The sequence below is a fragment of the Shewanella sp. Isolate13 genome (assembly GCF_022398325.1).
GTDB lineage: Bacteria > Pseudomonadota > Gammaproteobacteria > Enterobacterales > Shewanellaceae > Shewanella.
Genome location: NZ_JAKEVD010000037.1, coordinates 1 through 13,999, shown reverse-complemented (window position 1 = coordinate 13,999; position 13,999 = coordinate 1). Strand labels below are relative to the sequence as shown.

At 43.0% G+C, this 13,999-nt stretch carries 15 protein-coding genes and 1 riboswitch; of the genes, 11 read left to right on the top strand and 4 right to left on the bottom strand.

From position 1 onward, the window contains the following. Nucleotides 1-246 precede the first annotated feature (246 nt). The 3 genes from L1D44_RS18270 to L1D44_RS18260 all read left to right on the top strand — a co-directional run bounded on the left by L1D44_RS18270 (nt 247) and on the right by L1D44_RS18260 (nt 2,600). A complete protein-coding gene (locus tag L1D44_RS18270) occupies nt 247-495 on the top strand; it encodes a YdcH family protein (RefSeq protein WP_239892731.1) in 249 nt (82 codons plus the stop codon). 170 nt (nt 496-665) lie between these two features. Continuing rightward, nucleotides 666-765, top strand: a riboswitch (purine riboswitch). 90 nt (nt 766-855) lie between these two features. Beyond that, nucleotides 856-1,851, top strand: a complete 996-nt coding sequence (gene add / locus L1D44_RS18265) for an adenosine deaminase (RefSeq protein ID WP_239892730.1) — start codon at nt 856-858, stop codon at nt 1,849-1,851. A gap of 407 nt (nt 1,852-2,258) precedes the next feature. Further along, a complete protein-coding gene (locus L1D44_RS18260; RefSeq protein WP_239892729.1) occupies nt 2,259-2,600 on the top strand; it encodes an NINE protein in 342 nt (113 codons plus the stop codon). Between the two features lie 182 nt (nt 2,601-2,782). On the opposite strand, the gene L1D44_RS18255 is transcribed toward L1D44_RS18260, so the two are convergent. The 3 genes from L1D44_RS18255 to L1D44_RS18245 form a co-directional block, all read right to left on the bottom strand. Beyond that, nucleotides 2,783-3,022, bottom strand: a complete 240-nt coding sequence (locus L1D44_RS18255) for a YgjV family protein (protein ID WP_239892728.1) — start codon at nt 3,020-3,022, stop codon at nt 2,783-2,785. Between the two features lie 97 nt (nt 3,023-3,119). Then, nucleotides 3,120-3,899: a nucleoside phosphorylase gene (locus L1D44_RS18250; protein ID WP_239892727.1), complete on the bottom strand. Its 780-nt coding sequence runs from the start codon at nt 3,897-3,899 to the stop codon at nt 3,120-3,122. Between the two features lie 251 nt (nt 3,900-4,150). Next, the gene (locus tag L1D44_RS18245; RefSeq protein WP_239892726.1) at nt 4,151-5,098 is read right to left on the bottom strand and encodes a LysR family transcriptional regulator; all 948 of its coding nucleotides are present in this window, start codon (nt 5,096-5,098) and stop codon (nt 4,151-4,153) included. Between the two features lie 394 nt (nt 5,099-5,492). Between L1D44_RS18245 and L1D44_RS18240 the strand changes: the two genes are divergently transcribed. Genes L1D44_RS18240 through L1D44_RS18230 form a run of 3 tightly spaced genes read left to right on the top strand, consistent with a single transcriptional unit; the run spans nt 5,493 to nt 7,636 of the window. Next, entirely contained in the window at nt 5,493-6,230 is a 738-nt protein-coding gene (locus L1D44_RS18240; protein ID WP_239892725.1) for a basic amino acid ABC transporter substrate-binding protein, read from the top strand. 7 nt (nt 6,231-6,237) lie between these two features. Continuing rightward, nucleotides 6,238-6,918 (top strand): amino acid ABC transporter permease, encoded by a 681-nt coding sequence (locus tag L1D44_RS18235; protein WP_220767376.1) that lies wholly within the window; start codon nt 6,238-6,240, stop codon nt 6,916-6,918. Continuing rightward, nucleotides 6,911-7,636: an amino acid ABC transporter ATP-binding protein gene (locus tag L1D44_RS18230; protein WP_239892724.1), complete on the top strand. Its 726-nt coding sequence runs from the start codon at nt 6,911-6,913 to the stop codon at nt 7,634-7,636. Before L1D44_RS18235 ends, L1D44_RS18230 begins: the two co-directional genes overlap by 8 nt. 174 nt (nt 7,637-7,810) lie before the next feature. Here L1D44_RS18230 and L1D44_RS18225 read toward each other — a convergent pair whose 3' ends face one another. After that, nucleotides 7,811-9,121 (bottom strand): hypothetical protein, encoded by a 1,311-nt coding sequence (locus L1D44_RS18225; protein WP_239892723.1) that lies wholly within the window; start codon nt 9,119-9,121, stop codon nt 7,811-7,813. A gap of 372 nt (nt 9,122-9,493) precedes the next feature. Between L1D44_RS18225 and L1D44_RS18220 the strand changes: the two genes are divergently transcribed. From L1D44_RS18220 to L1D44_RS18200, 5 genes are all read left to right on the top strand, one after another. Further along, nucleotides 9,494-9,973, top strand: coding sequence for a YbaK/EbsC family protein (locus tag L1D44_RS18220; protein ID WP_239892722.1), 480 nt, complete (start codon nt 9,494-9,496; stop codon nt 9,971-9,973). Between the two features lie 252 nt (nt 9,974-10,225). Further along, entirely contained in the window at nt 10,226-10,717 is a 492-nt protein-coding gene (locus L1D44_RS18215) for a hypothetical protein (RefSeq protein ID WP_239892721.1), read from the top strand. A 388-nt stretch (nt 10,718-11,105) separates the two neighbouring features. Next, nucleotides 11,106-11,669, top strand: a complete 564-nt coding sequence (locus L1D44_RS18210; RefSeq protein WP_239892720.1) for an NAD(P)H-dependent oxidoreductase — start codon at nt 11,106-11,108, stop codon at nt 11,667-11,669. A gap of 30 nt (nt 11,670-11,699) precedes the next feature. Continuing rightward, nucleotides 11,700-12,947: a nucleoside transporter C-terminal domain-containing protein gene (locus tag L1D44_RS18205; protein WP_239892719.1), complete on the top strand. Its 1,248-nt coding sequence runs from the start codon at nt 11,700-11,702 to the stop codon at nt 12,945-12,947. 308 nt (nt 12,948-13,255) lie between these two features. After that, complete coding sequence (locus L1D44_RS18200; protein ID WP_239892718.1) at nt 13,256-13,933, top strand: DUF2076 family protein; 678 nt, start codon at nt 13,256-13,258, stop codon at nt 13,931-13,933. Nucleotides 13,934-13,999: the final 66 nt, after the last annotated feature.

Genomic DNA, 13,999 nt, shown 5'->3' with positions numbered 1-13,999 from the left:
AATTGACGCTTTTTATGCACACCTTTATTCATCCGCAATAACCTTAGTGTCAATCAAGATCAAACGAGCATTTCAGCATCCCGTTATCACTCAGAGTCAGCGTTTTATTCCCTCATTATTTTTTCATCTTTACTGTCGCTAAAACCTGCAGAGATCTCACTTTAGAGTCAATAGCGCTGCTATAGTGAATTCAGTGCCAAAATAACAGGTTTCTGTTCAAATAGTTCAGCACTTCAAGGAGCATCTATGTTAAATGAAAATCATGCGCTTATTTTCGATTTCCCAGAGTTTAAACAAGATATCGTGTACTTGAATTATACCGACCAAGAGTTCGACAAATTATCTAAGCAGTACCATCTCCTAGACTATGATATTCGCCAACTCGAAATCGCCGGTAGTCCTACCGATGACGAACACATGCACCAACTCAAGCTGACCCGCGCTAACTTAAAAGACGTCTTATTTCAGAAGTTAAAAGCCCACCACGATAAATAACAGTTTCAATATTTGACCTAGCGCTTTCAGCCAAAAGGGTATTTTCAATACCTTTTTGGCTATTAACTCGGCATTTTAGTCATGCTGCACTTCAATGTCGCTGATAACGATAAAAATATACGCTGGTCTTATTTCTAACGGAACTCTTCCGTAAATGGATAAATGAGTGCTAATATTAGGGGTTAACGCTTCGTATAATCTCAATGATATGGTTTGAGAGTTTCTACCAAGAGCCCTAAACTCTTGATTATGAAGACTTTACTTTATTAATGCTGATCTAGTATTGGTTAACTGTTGCTGCGTAACAGTTTCAGTACTGACTTGCTAGGTTAGTTTAACCACTCAATAAAGGAGAGCTTCATGAATTATCTACAGCTACCCAAAATCGATCTTCACTGCCACCTAGACGGTAGCGTTCGCCCGCAAACTGTTATCGACCTTGCTCAATTCCAAGGTGTTGAAATTCCAAGCCATGATGTCGATGACATTAAAGCGCTAATGGTGGCGCCTGAGACTTGCCCTAACCTCGATGAATACCTGACCCGCTTTGCACTACCGGTATCTGTGATGCAAACCGAGGCAGCCCTTGAGCGTATCTCGTTCGAGCTTTTTGAAGATGCAGCTTTAGAAAATGTGAAGTACTTAGAAGTGCGCTTTGGCCCTCAGCTTCATCGCAAAATGGGTCTGAATTTCGAGCAGATCATTGGCAGCGTCGTCAAAGGGATGCGCAGAGCCGAAGCACAGTATGACATCAAAGGTAACTACATCCTGTCTATCATTAAGGTGCTACCAAAAGATGATATCAATGATGTTATCGATGCCGGTGCTAAGTTCCTCGATAACGGTGTAGTGGCTTTTGACTTAGCGGCAAGCGAAGAGCCAGGCTTCTGCCACGAATATATTCCCTACGCCAAGTATGCCCTTGAAAAAGGCTACAGAATCACTATTCATGCTGGTGAACAAGGTGTAGGTCAGAACGTTTACGATGCGATTTCCCTTCTCGGCGCTGAGCGTATCGGCCACGGTATTCATATCAACAGTCATAAACAGGCTTACGATTTAGTGCGCTCAGAGGCTGTTGCGCTAGAAACTTGCCCTAGCAGCAACGTGCAAACCAAAGCAGTTGAGAGCTTAGAAAGCCATCCATTTGGTGACTTCTACCGCGATGGTTTATTAGTTACGATTAACACAGATAACCGTACCGTGTCAGATACCAACATGACCAAAGAGCTGCAGCTATCGGCTGAGAAGTTCAACTTAAGCGAGCAAGATTACTTTACTATCTACCAGATGAGTGTTGAAAACTCGTTTGCGTCAGACGAAGTCAAACAGGCTTTACTAAAGTTTATTGATTAGGGCTCAGTGAGCCAAAGTTAAAGGCTTTTGCGCGATAAATATAAATCGCGCGCACATCTCCGCTTGATAGCCAAGGACAGTATACAAATGCTGCTCTTGGCTATTTTGTTTCAATCTTAGCGCCAAAAGTATCTACAGCTCTTAGCTTAGCTAAAATTAATAACAGCCCGCCCACTAAGGCTATGACGCCTAATTCCCCCTAGTAAAGCCTAACTCAAGCGAATTTAACTGAATCAAAGCTTAAGTTGCTCTTATAACGTTGTAAGAGCCACTCTGCTTAGCTCAAAAGGCCCAAATTAGCGCTTTTATTTTAATTTTGTGAACTAGGCACCTAGGTTTCGGCGCACACTTGTACACATAATGAGGTATTAGCCAGATATCAGCAGTATTGACTATTGGAGTTTGCAATGCAGAACATAGATTGCCCACAGTGCAGCCATAAAATCGACCTTAATTCAATCTCTTGCCCCCAATGTCATGCCGCACAAGGGTTAGAATCCTTGGCTGGAGTCGACCCAGATATGCGTATCAAAAACCAGAAGCTTGCCATCTGGTTTAGCTTGCTACTAGGAGGCTTAGGGCTACACAAGTTCTATTTAGGTCAGCACCTAAAAGGTAGCTTGTACTTAGCATTTAGCTGGACACTGGTGCCTATGGTCGTGGGCTGGGTCGATGCGTTCCGCACCCTGAAGATGACACCATTTAACTTTGAGCAGCGTTACTGCAAAAGAGTGTCGCAGGGATTTTAATCAAAAACGACTTAAACAAGAGTTATTTAAGCAAGAGTTTGCTTAATTGAGTTGATAGAGAAAAGACAGCTACGGCTGTCTTTTCTATTTAGAAACTTGTTGTGTTACCACAAGCATATTGAAAAGAGTTTGTTCCTCTCTGCGACTATTCCTATGCTGAATGCCGACAAAAACACTCCCGATCAATCCGCTTTAACCAGCTCACTCTTGATGCTTCTTTCTACTTTCACGATGTGATAAATATTGATCATGATACAGATACAATTCATCAGAACGACAGGATACGCCCCAATCAACAATGCATAGACCACCATCATTAAGCAGCCAGCTGAATTTAGGTAACGCAGTCTTGTTATATTGGTTAGCAGTAAAGAAATTGCTATAACGACAGAACCTAAATAGCCAATAAGTTCGTGACTCATTATTAATTCCTTGTGAGTTAAACCATGAAGCGTGGTGCCTTAATCTTAATAAAATTAGTCTGTTAAACTTGATAGAACACCACCTGAGCGACTAAATTTAAAATAGGTTCTTGCCATGATGGAAGCGGTAAATAGCTTCTAGTGCTACCTCAGTTTCTTTCTCAATGCCTTGTTCGAGTAGAATATTTCGCTTCCCCCAAAAGTTCTCGCCTCTTTTATGGTTTGCAGCCACAGCACAGATAGTCGCGCCCTTCAATCCACGGCGATGGCACACAGTGAAGAGTGCCGATGCTTCCATTTCAATATTCTTTAAATTCAAGCTGATAAGCTTTTCAATCCATTCGGGGGTTTCACCGTAAAATGAGTCATCGGTGGAGCTTATCCCCCAATGAACCTGGTAATTTTCACCAACAGACATCTCTTTAGCGACGCGAATTAATTCAGATGTGACTTCTAGATCTGCGACTGCCGGTAAATTGTCTGGCACATAAAACTTTGATGTACCTTCGTTTTTCATAGCCGCGGTCGTAATGACTAAATCACCAATATTAATTTCATCTTGCAGAGCTGCGCAGCTTCCTAAACGGATGAACACTTTTGCGCCAATATTAGCGAGCTCTTCAGCTGCGATGGCCGTAGATGGGCAGCCCATACCTGTTGAAGTTACAGATACCCGAACTCCCTTGTAATAACCTGTATAGGTTTTATGTTCGCGCTTATGGGCAACTAACTCGGCATCATCTAGGTATTTCGCAATAATATCTGTTCTGAATGGGTCTCCCGGTAGCAGAACATATTCGGCCACATCCCCTTCAACCATACCGATATGGTACTGCTTAATACCTTTTGTTCTTTCACTTTTATCTACGACTGACATAACCGACCTCTAATTATTATGATTGAACACCTTGGAGCTGACTCTGCAGCTAATAATCAGATAGTAATCAAGCTCATTTTTCTCATCTACAGGCTTTCACTTGAAACAGTTTTTCCGCCTGAGAATGTAAAATGAGTTAATTAAAAAAATGGGCGGGTAAAAACTAAAAAGTAATAGCTCCTGCAGTAAACAAATGAGATACTGAGGATATGAGCCACTTTAACTCTGAGAGCAAATTTAGGTTAACTTGATTATCGCTTAAGCCACTTTGATAAGTTTTCGTCCCAATATGCTGGCTGACCAATCGACTGTTTAACAGCATCTATAATCATTTTCAGTCGAGTTGGCAGATTTTGGTTTCGTGGATAAACGGCATAAACAGGCATTTTTTGCATTGGCTTCCAATCTTGCATTAAGGGGAGTAACTCTCCTTTTTCTAACTCATCGGTTAGCAGATAGCTGCCGATATAACCAATCCCCCTACCCGCCATAACCGCATCTCGGATAGCCTCAGCCTTATCGACTCGGTAGTTTCCATTAACTCGTACATCCCGCTGTTTACCCTCTTTTTCAAATAACCAGTGGGTATAACTGCGATCCTTGCTGTGATAGGTAACACAGTTGTGAACAATCAAATCGTCAGGGTGCGCAGGCTCACCATAGCGCTGTATATAATCTGGAGAAGCCAAGAGTATAAAATGTGTATCGACTATTCTTTGGGCGACATAACCTATATTTATCTCTTCAAATGTCGTAAACCAAAGGTCGAAGCCTTCATCCAGCATGTCTATCTTATAATCAAACAAACTCACTTCGATATTAAGATCTGGGTACTTTTTCTGGAGTGCATCCAATACAGGTAAAACATGCAGGTTTCCGAATGAGCAGGAAAGTGCTAATCGCACATTTCCTGAAAGCTCATCTCTGCAGCTAGGTACTTTGGTGTTCGCTAGGTGAATTAGGTTCACGATTTGCTCACTGTAACTGGCGAAGTCCTTACCCTCCTCAGTCAAGGTAAGCGCTCTAGTATTTCTATTAATCAGTTGAGTTTGAAGTCTTTCTTCGATGACATTCAACTGTTTACTGACATGAGAGACTGACATGCCAAGTTTATCTGCGGCTTTAGTCAAGCTACCTGTACAAGCTAAAGCGTTAAAGAGCACCATTTGATAGGCCTCATGCTGTAGACCATCTTTCATGTTTCAACCTTATATCATTGAGGTGTCGGCCTCTTAAAGAGAGACTAGATTCATCAACTCATCAGAGTAGGTTGTAATACTTTGTTTGTTAACGATGACTTGATGAATTTAAGAAGCAGCTCAAAATTCTAGCTACACCCACAAAACAAGATATCGCATATCTATTCATAAAAGACTACTACATGAAATTCTAAACAACACACAAAAAATCAATAGAACCCCTACAAAAAAAACTGTTAAGGAAGCGTTAACAAACCAAAATAACGATTAATAGTTAATCATTCGAACCCATTTGAATGGAATTTTTAGTCACTTTTAATGCATAAATATTGACTTAGATGTTTATCAGTTTATAGTCGATGCCAGTTAAGTATTTTGATTAAGAGAGTGGAAGATGAAGAAGTCAGTATTGGTTGTAGCAAGCTTAGGGTTAACAGGCGCATTAATGTTAACGGGCTGCGGTAAGAGTGATGATGTACTTGTTGTGGGCACCAATGCTTCATTCCCGCCTTTTGAATACGTAGGAGGTCCAAATGGTGATGAGGTCATGGGCTTCGATATCGATTTAGCTCAGCAGATAGCTAAAGATGCAGGCAAGACCCTAAAAATTGAGAACATGAATTTTGATTCGCTGATTGTCGCGCTCAATGCTGGCAAGGTCGACTTTATCGCCTCAGGCATGACTATCACTCCTGAGCGTCAGGCTAGCGTGAACTTTTCCGAGCCATACTATGAAGCGACCCAGATGGTGCTAGTCAATAAAGATAACAACAGCATCAATAGCCTAGATGATCTTAAGGATAAGCATATTGCAGTGCAGCTAGGCTCAACCGGCGACATCATGGCTAAGAGTTACAGTCAGCATGTCACCGCATTCAACACAGGATTTGAAGCCGTGATGGAGCTAAGAAATTCAAAGGTCGACTTAGTGCTGTTTGACAGTGAACCAGCCGCAAGTTTCTTAGAGAAAAACCCGCAACTGAAGATGGTTGAGCTCGATTTTGCTCCTGAGTTTTATGGCTTTGCGGTCGCCAAAGACAAAGTTGAACTGCTAAACAGCATCAACACCAGCCTAAGCAACATGAAGCAAAACGGTGGCTATGACGCCCTCGTTAACAAGCACATGAAGTGAGCCTGTAATGATAGATGCAATTAACACCTCACTTTTTACCCCCATAGGCGAAGATGGCTTAATCGGAATTTATCTTATTCTGAATGGCCTTAAAGTCACTTTGATTGTGACCTTCTTCGCCATGATAATAGGTTCAATTCTCGGTGTGGCAACCACCTTGATGAAGATGTCATCTAAATGGTACCTACGCTGGCCTGCTAATTTTTATGTCAGCGTGATCCGTGGAACACCTGTGGTTGTACAGTTAGTGATTCTTTACTTTATCGTGCTTGCGGCACTGGATGTGGATAAGATCACCGCTGCCATTATTGCCTTCGGTCTTAATAGTGGCGCCTATATCTCAGAGATCATTAGAGCCGGTATTCAAGCCGTCGATAAAGGCCAGATGGAAGCGGCACGTTCGCTTGGACTATCACAAGCGGCGACCATGAAAGAGGTGATTTTGCCTCAGGCGATTAAGAATATTCTGCCATCGCTAGGTAACGAATTTATCGTGTTACTCAAAGAGACGGCGGTAATTGGATTCATCGGCGGCGTGGATCTGATGCGCGCCGGCGAAATCATCCGTAGCCGAACCTTCGAAGACAGCGTACCGCTATTTACTTGTGCGCTTATCTATCTGTTACTGACCTATATCTTCACCTTTATGCTGTCTAGATTCGAAACGAGGTTAAAGCAAAGTGATTAAAATAAATAACTTACATAAGAGCTTTGGCGATAACCAAGTGCTAAAGGGCATAAGCGAACAGATTAACCATGGCGAAGTCGTCAGTGTGATTGGGCCCTCGGGTAGCGGAAAGAGTACCTTCCTGCGTTGTATCAACTTACTCGAGCAGCCAACTGAAGGGGAAATCATCATAGATGGTCAATCGATCACCGCTGCAGGCGCCTGTGTCGATAAACTCAGACAGAAAGTGGGGATGGTGTTTCAGAACTTTAACCTGTTTCCCCATAAAACGGTTAAGCAAAACATCACCCTCGCGCCTGTAAAACTAAAGCTAATGACCCAAGCACAAGCGGATATCGAGGCCATAACACTGCTTGAGCAGGTTGGCCTAAAAGATAAGGCCGACGCCTACCCCTCTAGCCTATCGGGTGGCCAGAAGCAGCGGGTTGCTATTGCCAGAGCTTTAGCGATGAAACCTGAGCTGATGCTGTTTGATGAGCCAACCTCGGCGCTGGATCCAGAGATGGTCGGTGATGTCCTCGATGTGATGAAATCCTTGGCACAAAAAGGCATGACCATGGTGATTGTCACCCACGAGATGGGCTTTGCCCGAGATGTATCAGACCGAGTGATCTTTATGGACGGCGGCTATATCGTCGAGCAAGATGAGCCCGAGGCGCTATTTAGCAACCCGAAAGAAGCCAGAACGCAGGCATTTTTAAGTAAAGTATTGAGATAAGCTCAATCAACCCAACTTCTTAAATGTATTTATAGACTCGTTTAGCACTAACGTTGAGCAGCGCTATTACCAAAGAGCCCCACAAAGGCTCGCCGTTTGCATAAACCCCGATATAAAAAAGACAGCTTTCGCTGTCTTTTTTATATCGGTAATTAAACTCATTGTTAACTCAAATTACTGATTAAGATCGAAAGTCAGTCGCATATAATTCGTTTCATAATCAAGTACGCTCAATTGACCATCTGCCATGCGGCTTCGTTCAGCCAACAGTTTACGCCACTCACTTAGTGGCTTTTCTGAGCCGTAGCCTCTAACACCAATCTGTAGTCTTGGATTATTTAGCGAATCTAATTTTGCATCTAAATCTGCTGACAATTTGATATCTGGCATACTGCCTGATACGCCCCCCCAAATAATCCATTCAGCATCCCCATTATCTATATCTCCAGACAAACTCATGTGAGTCAAAGCGATATCAGTACTTACGTTGCTAAAATCATATTGGTATGGCGCCTGGCCAGTTGAGATCTCACTGAATAATGAATAGACCGCATCAGAAAAGCCGTTAGCAGGATCCCAAAGCATTATCGGAGAAGTCTTGCCCTCTGATGTGACTAGATGTCGTGCAGAGCTATAACTATTGGCGGTAACATTACCAATGTCTTCTTGACCCATTCTCGCAGGCCAAACATAGTTACTATTAGTTAATGTTGGGTAAACAAATACCGGATCGTTTTGACTATAATTGGTCCAACCTTCAAATGAGCGGGCATATAAGATCCGTGCATCATAAGGATTAACATAGTCAACCGCTACGCCCTGCTGGGTAAAGTCACTCATATTCAATGTATATTGAGTTTTATCGGTCAAATCAATACTGCCACCTAGGCTACTTTGGCCATCGGCAGCAATTAACTGCACATCTATTGGCCCAACACCATCACACCACTCAATTATGGGGGAACTAGCAAATGGCGTTAACTCATAACTGCTACCTCCCAGATACAGCAAACTGTCTGGCGCGTCCTCGATAAGCGACTGCACAGGAAACTCGACTTGTTTACAGTTACAACCTTCTTCATTGTTGTCATCACGAAAATAGGTAATGCCTAAATCGCCAGCTTGAACATTAACATTAGAAATAACCTTGAGTGTTGGCAGATCTTTGTAATAGTACTGGTTGTCCGCGGTTAACGTGATATGTTTAGCGTTACTCGGCCAGTCAGCAGTGAGCGCGCCATCGGCATCTGTTACGTACTCAGCAATAATGTCACCCGTATTGTTGTGCACAAATACTTTGACGCCAGACTTAGGCTGTTCTATTCCACATTGATTGCCCACAACTGTATTTAATGTAATTTGCGGCACATTACCGCCAGATGAGCCACCATTGCCAGCAGAGCCTGATGAATCATCACCGCCTCCGCCACATGCGGTTAAAACCAATGCAGATAATGCTGTTAGCGTCCATTTTCTTGTTGTCATATCTTCTTCCTGAATATGTATGAATAACTAAATAGTCACAAGGCTATATATCGCCAACACAAAGATGCTAATCATTTGTAACTACAAAGAGGCCGTCACAATAACGTTTTACACGTTAGCTGTCTACGGTTTGGTAACAACTCAAGCTATAGTTATCAAATAGTTAAGCTATACCTAATCCGAAAGAAGCCAGAACGCAGGCATTCTTGAGTAAGGTGCTTAGATAACAGTTCTCAACATAAAACAATAGGGGCTAGCAATGCTGTGATAAGCGGCCCCTCCATCGCTGTTCCGCCTGCAATACTCCTCGTAATCAGCACCTCTATACTATAATTACAGCTAAGATAGTTTCGTTTTTAAAGGGGTAACATTATGTCTATTTCAGCCCGATTAAATGAGTACCTTACTGACAATAAAGTTGATTATGAACTTGTCCCTCACCCTCACAGTTTTAGCTCATTAAGCTCGGCTATCGCAGCTAACATTCCGCCGTCTAAGCTCGCTAAAGCGGTGATATTAGAAGACCACGAAGGGCGAAGAGTCATGGCAGTATTACCTGCAAATCACAAAGTTAGTCTCCGAGCACTAGGCGATAAACTTAATCGCGATCTACGCTTGATTGAGGAGAAAGAGGTCTATGAGATGTTTGGTGACTGCCAAAAGGGCGCCATTCCCTCTTTAGGAGAGGTCTACAATCTAGAGGCTGTTTATGACGATCTGTTAATCGAAGCCAAAGAGATCTACTTTGAGGCGGGCGATCACAACACCTTAGTGCATTTGAGCCGCGAAGACTTTATCAAGCTAATTAAAGACGCCAAGCATTTACGCTTCAGCCACGAAAGTATTCATTAACTAACACTGCAAATCAGTAAGACTATGAGTTAAGTTGGACAGACTCCTGTTGCTGTCCAACTTTGCAATCTTTAGGCATCGTTCACCCAGCCTCTTAAACACCCTGCCATACTTAATCAATAGAATACTTAATTTTCAATAGCTTAATTACAGACCCATACTTGCTGAATTGACTATTCAAGTGCATTATTAATGGGTAAAGAGTGCACAAATTAAACAGATATAAAGATATGAACTGGCAAGGAAAGCACCATGCATATTCTACTCTGGGTGAGTTCTATACTGATTGCGAGCGGCTTACTGCTGCTATCGATAAATTCGCAAGCAACACCAAACCAGACAGCCAGTTCGAACACAAAAGCGGTGACAATTGAGCTCAATAAATACCTAGGTGGCACACAGGGAAAGCTTAAAGACAAGTCGGCACTGATCTTCAGGTTCGGCAATGGCAGCGCTAATAACAGTTGTAGCATTATCACCACAGACAACTATTTAAGGCACTCTAAGAACCGCTTAGAGAATATTAACCTCAGCGAGTCTAATTTCTACTTCGATTGCATGTGGGGTGGCACTTACTATTTCCTATCTAATCGCGTCAAAACCTATGCTGAGGTGATTATCAAACAGCCCGATAGCCAGTTTCCGATGTCGATGCATATCGAAGCTAAGCTCATTAGCCTAACTGGCGAACAAGCCAATATCATCAGCGGCGATATCTCATTAAGAAGAAAGCCGAACGAGTAGCTTAAAACCACTAACAACGAGAATAAGTTGCCGTTAACCGTATCTGAATAAACCCATCTTAATTAATAAAGCCTAAATAACCTTTTAATAAACAAGTAATTCATTCACACCCCCAATACCAAGGTCGATGCTTTTTCAGCCTGAATGCTTAAAAGTCATACTTAGCGTAAAGTTTAAATGTGACTCTGTTACCAATATCCAAATAAGCTAATCTACTTTAATAATCCGCTATGCAATATTAGCGCGCCGCTGCGCTCGCTCCCCCAAATAAATTATATAAACCGATTGGGATCCTCACTATCGATAGGTTATGAGGCCGATGCAGTGAGCATTTTAAGACATCTAGTTATTACTATTACTTCAAGTGTATATATCAATGAAAGACAAAATGAGTAACCTGCTACTGATCTCCGGTCACCCCGATCTCAGCCGCTCCGTTGCTAACAAACAAATCCTTGAGCGACTACAACACGTTAGTCAGATTAAGATCCATAGACTCGATGAGGTATACCCAAACTATCGAATTGATGTTCCAAAGGAGCAAGAGTTACTGACTCAAGCCGACATTATCGTGCTGCAGTTTCCTCTTTACTGGTCCACCTATCCGGCTTTAATGAAGCTGTGGTTCGATGAAGTCTTTACCTACAACTTCGCCTTTGGACCAGAAGGAGACAAGCTTAAAAATAAGAAGCTGATCCTCTCTATCACCTGTGGTGCGACTGAAAACTCTTATCAACCTGGAGAATTTAACTTCCTCCCCTTAGAGCAATATTTACAAGCTGCTGTACACCCTATTAAGGCTGCACAGATGGAGATCATCGATACGGTAATCACCTTCGAAATGAACTCAACTCCAGATGAGGGGGGCGATCACAACAGTGTCATGCAGTTAGCTCAACAGCATGTTGATCGTTTAACCAACTTAATTAATCAACTGAATGTATCAGCTTAATTAGTCAATTTTATAATAGGTCTTTCCACTATGTTTCAATCCATATTAGGTATCGTAGCCCTACTTATCGTAGGTTACCTTTTCTGTAATGCTAAAAAACAAGTTAACTGGCGTACTGTAGGTGGCGCGCTGATTATCCAGCTTGCTATCGCAGGCTTTGTACTGGCCACCAGCTTTGGCTCTAGCGTGTTACTGGCTTTATCGAACGGCGTGGCCAATGTTCTTGGCTTTGCCGCAAAAGGTATTAGCTTTGTATTCGGTAACTTGGTGACATTCCAAGTTGAAAATCTAGGCTTTATCTTTGCATTCCAGGTACTTCCAGCTATTATTTTTACCGCGTCATTAGTCAGCTTACTGCACTATATGGGCATCATGGGCTTTGTAGTAAAAGTGCTAGGTGGCGGACTACAAAAGATGATTGGTTCATCTAAAGCGGAATCGATGAACGCTATCGCCAACACGGTATGTGGTCAAACTGAGGCGCCATTATTTGTTAAGCCTTGGCATCCACATCTAACTAAATCAGAGATCTTCGCCATCATGGTTGGCGGTTTAGCCTCGATTGCAGGCTCAGTTCTAGCTGGTCTTGCGGGGATGGGTGTCGAAGTCAAATACCTTGTAATGGCGTGTTTTATGAGCGCACCAGCAGGTCTACTATTTGCCAAGCTGATGATCCCAGAAACAGAACAACCAGTTAACGATGTACCAGCACTGCCAGATGATGAAAAACCATCTAACTTTATCGATGCAATTGCCAAAGGCGCGATTGCCGGTATGCAGATTGCTGCGGTTGTGGGTGCTATTCTGATTGCCTGTATCGGCTTAATGGCGATGTTAAACAGCATGATCGGCTGGGCCGGTGGCTTATTTGGCTTCGAAGGTGTAACACTAGAGCTACTAATGGGCTATGCGTTTGCGCCAATCGCTTGGTTAATCGGTGTGCCTTGGGTTGAAGCGAATGTGGCAGGTAACTTTATCGCCCAGAAGCTAGTATTAAACGAGTTTGTTGCCTACGCCGGTTTTGCACCTTACATCTCAGGTGAAACAGTGGTTGCAGCAACAGGCGAGGTGATGTCACCAAAATCTGTTGCGGTGATTACCGTTGCCCTATGTGGCTTTGCTAACATCGGCTCAGTATCTATGGTGGTTGCAGCGTTAAGCACCATGATACCTAACAAGTCTAGCTATATCGCCTCTGTTGGTATGAAGGTACTGTTAGCGGCAACCCTAGCGAACCTACTATCGGCCACCGTTGTTGGCCTATTTATGTCTTTCTAAGATAGCCAATATCAAATCCTAGTCCATCAATGCTTAGTCCAGATCCCTCTCTGGAACTAAGCATTTTTTTTACTGCAAACTCCCCTTTAATGGGTTCTCAACACTCATCCCATGCAAGACTCATTTTTGATAAAACTCTCTTAATCTTTGTAATTTTTTAAAGCTGCTTGTTTGTTAATTGTTGTTAACTGGCAGTTATTTAAGCTGTTGATTAGGTAAATAATTATTAGTGATACGTACTGAGTGAACCTTAGGCTAGGATGCGCATCAAATACGTAAAGACGTATCCTTACATTAGGAATTTAAACATGACTCCACAAGAACAAGAACTGATTCAAAACGTAGCCAATAAATTAAAAGCTAGCCCAAACAAGCCAAAAGACGCGGAAGCTGAAACCCTAATCAGCCAAGAGATCGCTTCTCAAGAAGATATCGTTTACAAGCTAACTCAAGCGGTACTTGTACAAGAGATGGCGCTGAAAGAGCTTAAGTCAAAGAGTGACTTTTTACAGACTCAAGTCGATCACTTCAGAAAAGAATCTGAGCGTGGCGCACTAAGCCGTATGATGGGCGGTGCTAACCCGGCGCCAGTACAGCCTCAACCTGTTCGCCAACCAAGTGCTTTCGGTAGCTTCATGCAAACTGCAGCGGGTGTTGCAGCAGGTATGGTTGCCGGTAACCTAATCAGCAACGCACTATTTGGTGATGAAGCGCCTGCAACTGCAGAAGCAGCACCAGAAGTTGCTCCAGAAGTAGCTCCAGAAACTGATGCGGCAACTGAAACCGCAGCTGCCGATACCGCGGCACCAGAAGATGCAGGTTCAAGCTTCTTGGGTGACAACTCAGGTTTCGCTTCTGAGTATGCTAGCGAAGACACCTTTGCTAATACTGGCTTCGGCGGTGATGAAAGCTTTGGCGGCTTTGATGATGCAGGCTTTGGTGACGGCGGTTTCGGTGATTTTGGTGGCGACGACGAAGATTTTTAATCTCGCTTAGTCGCAGCTAGCATCACTGCTATAACCGCAAAAAATAATGGCGGCCGAATCCTAGAT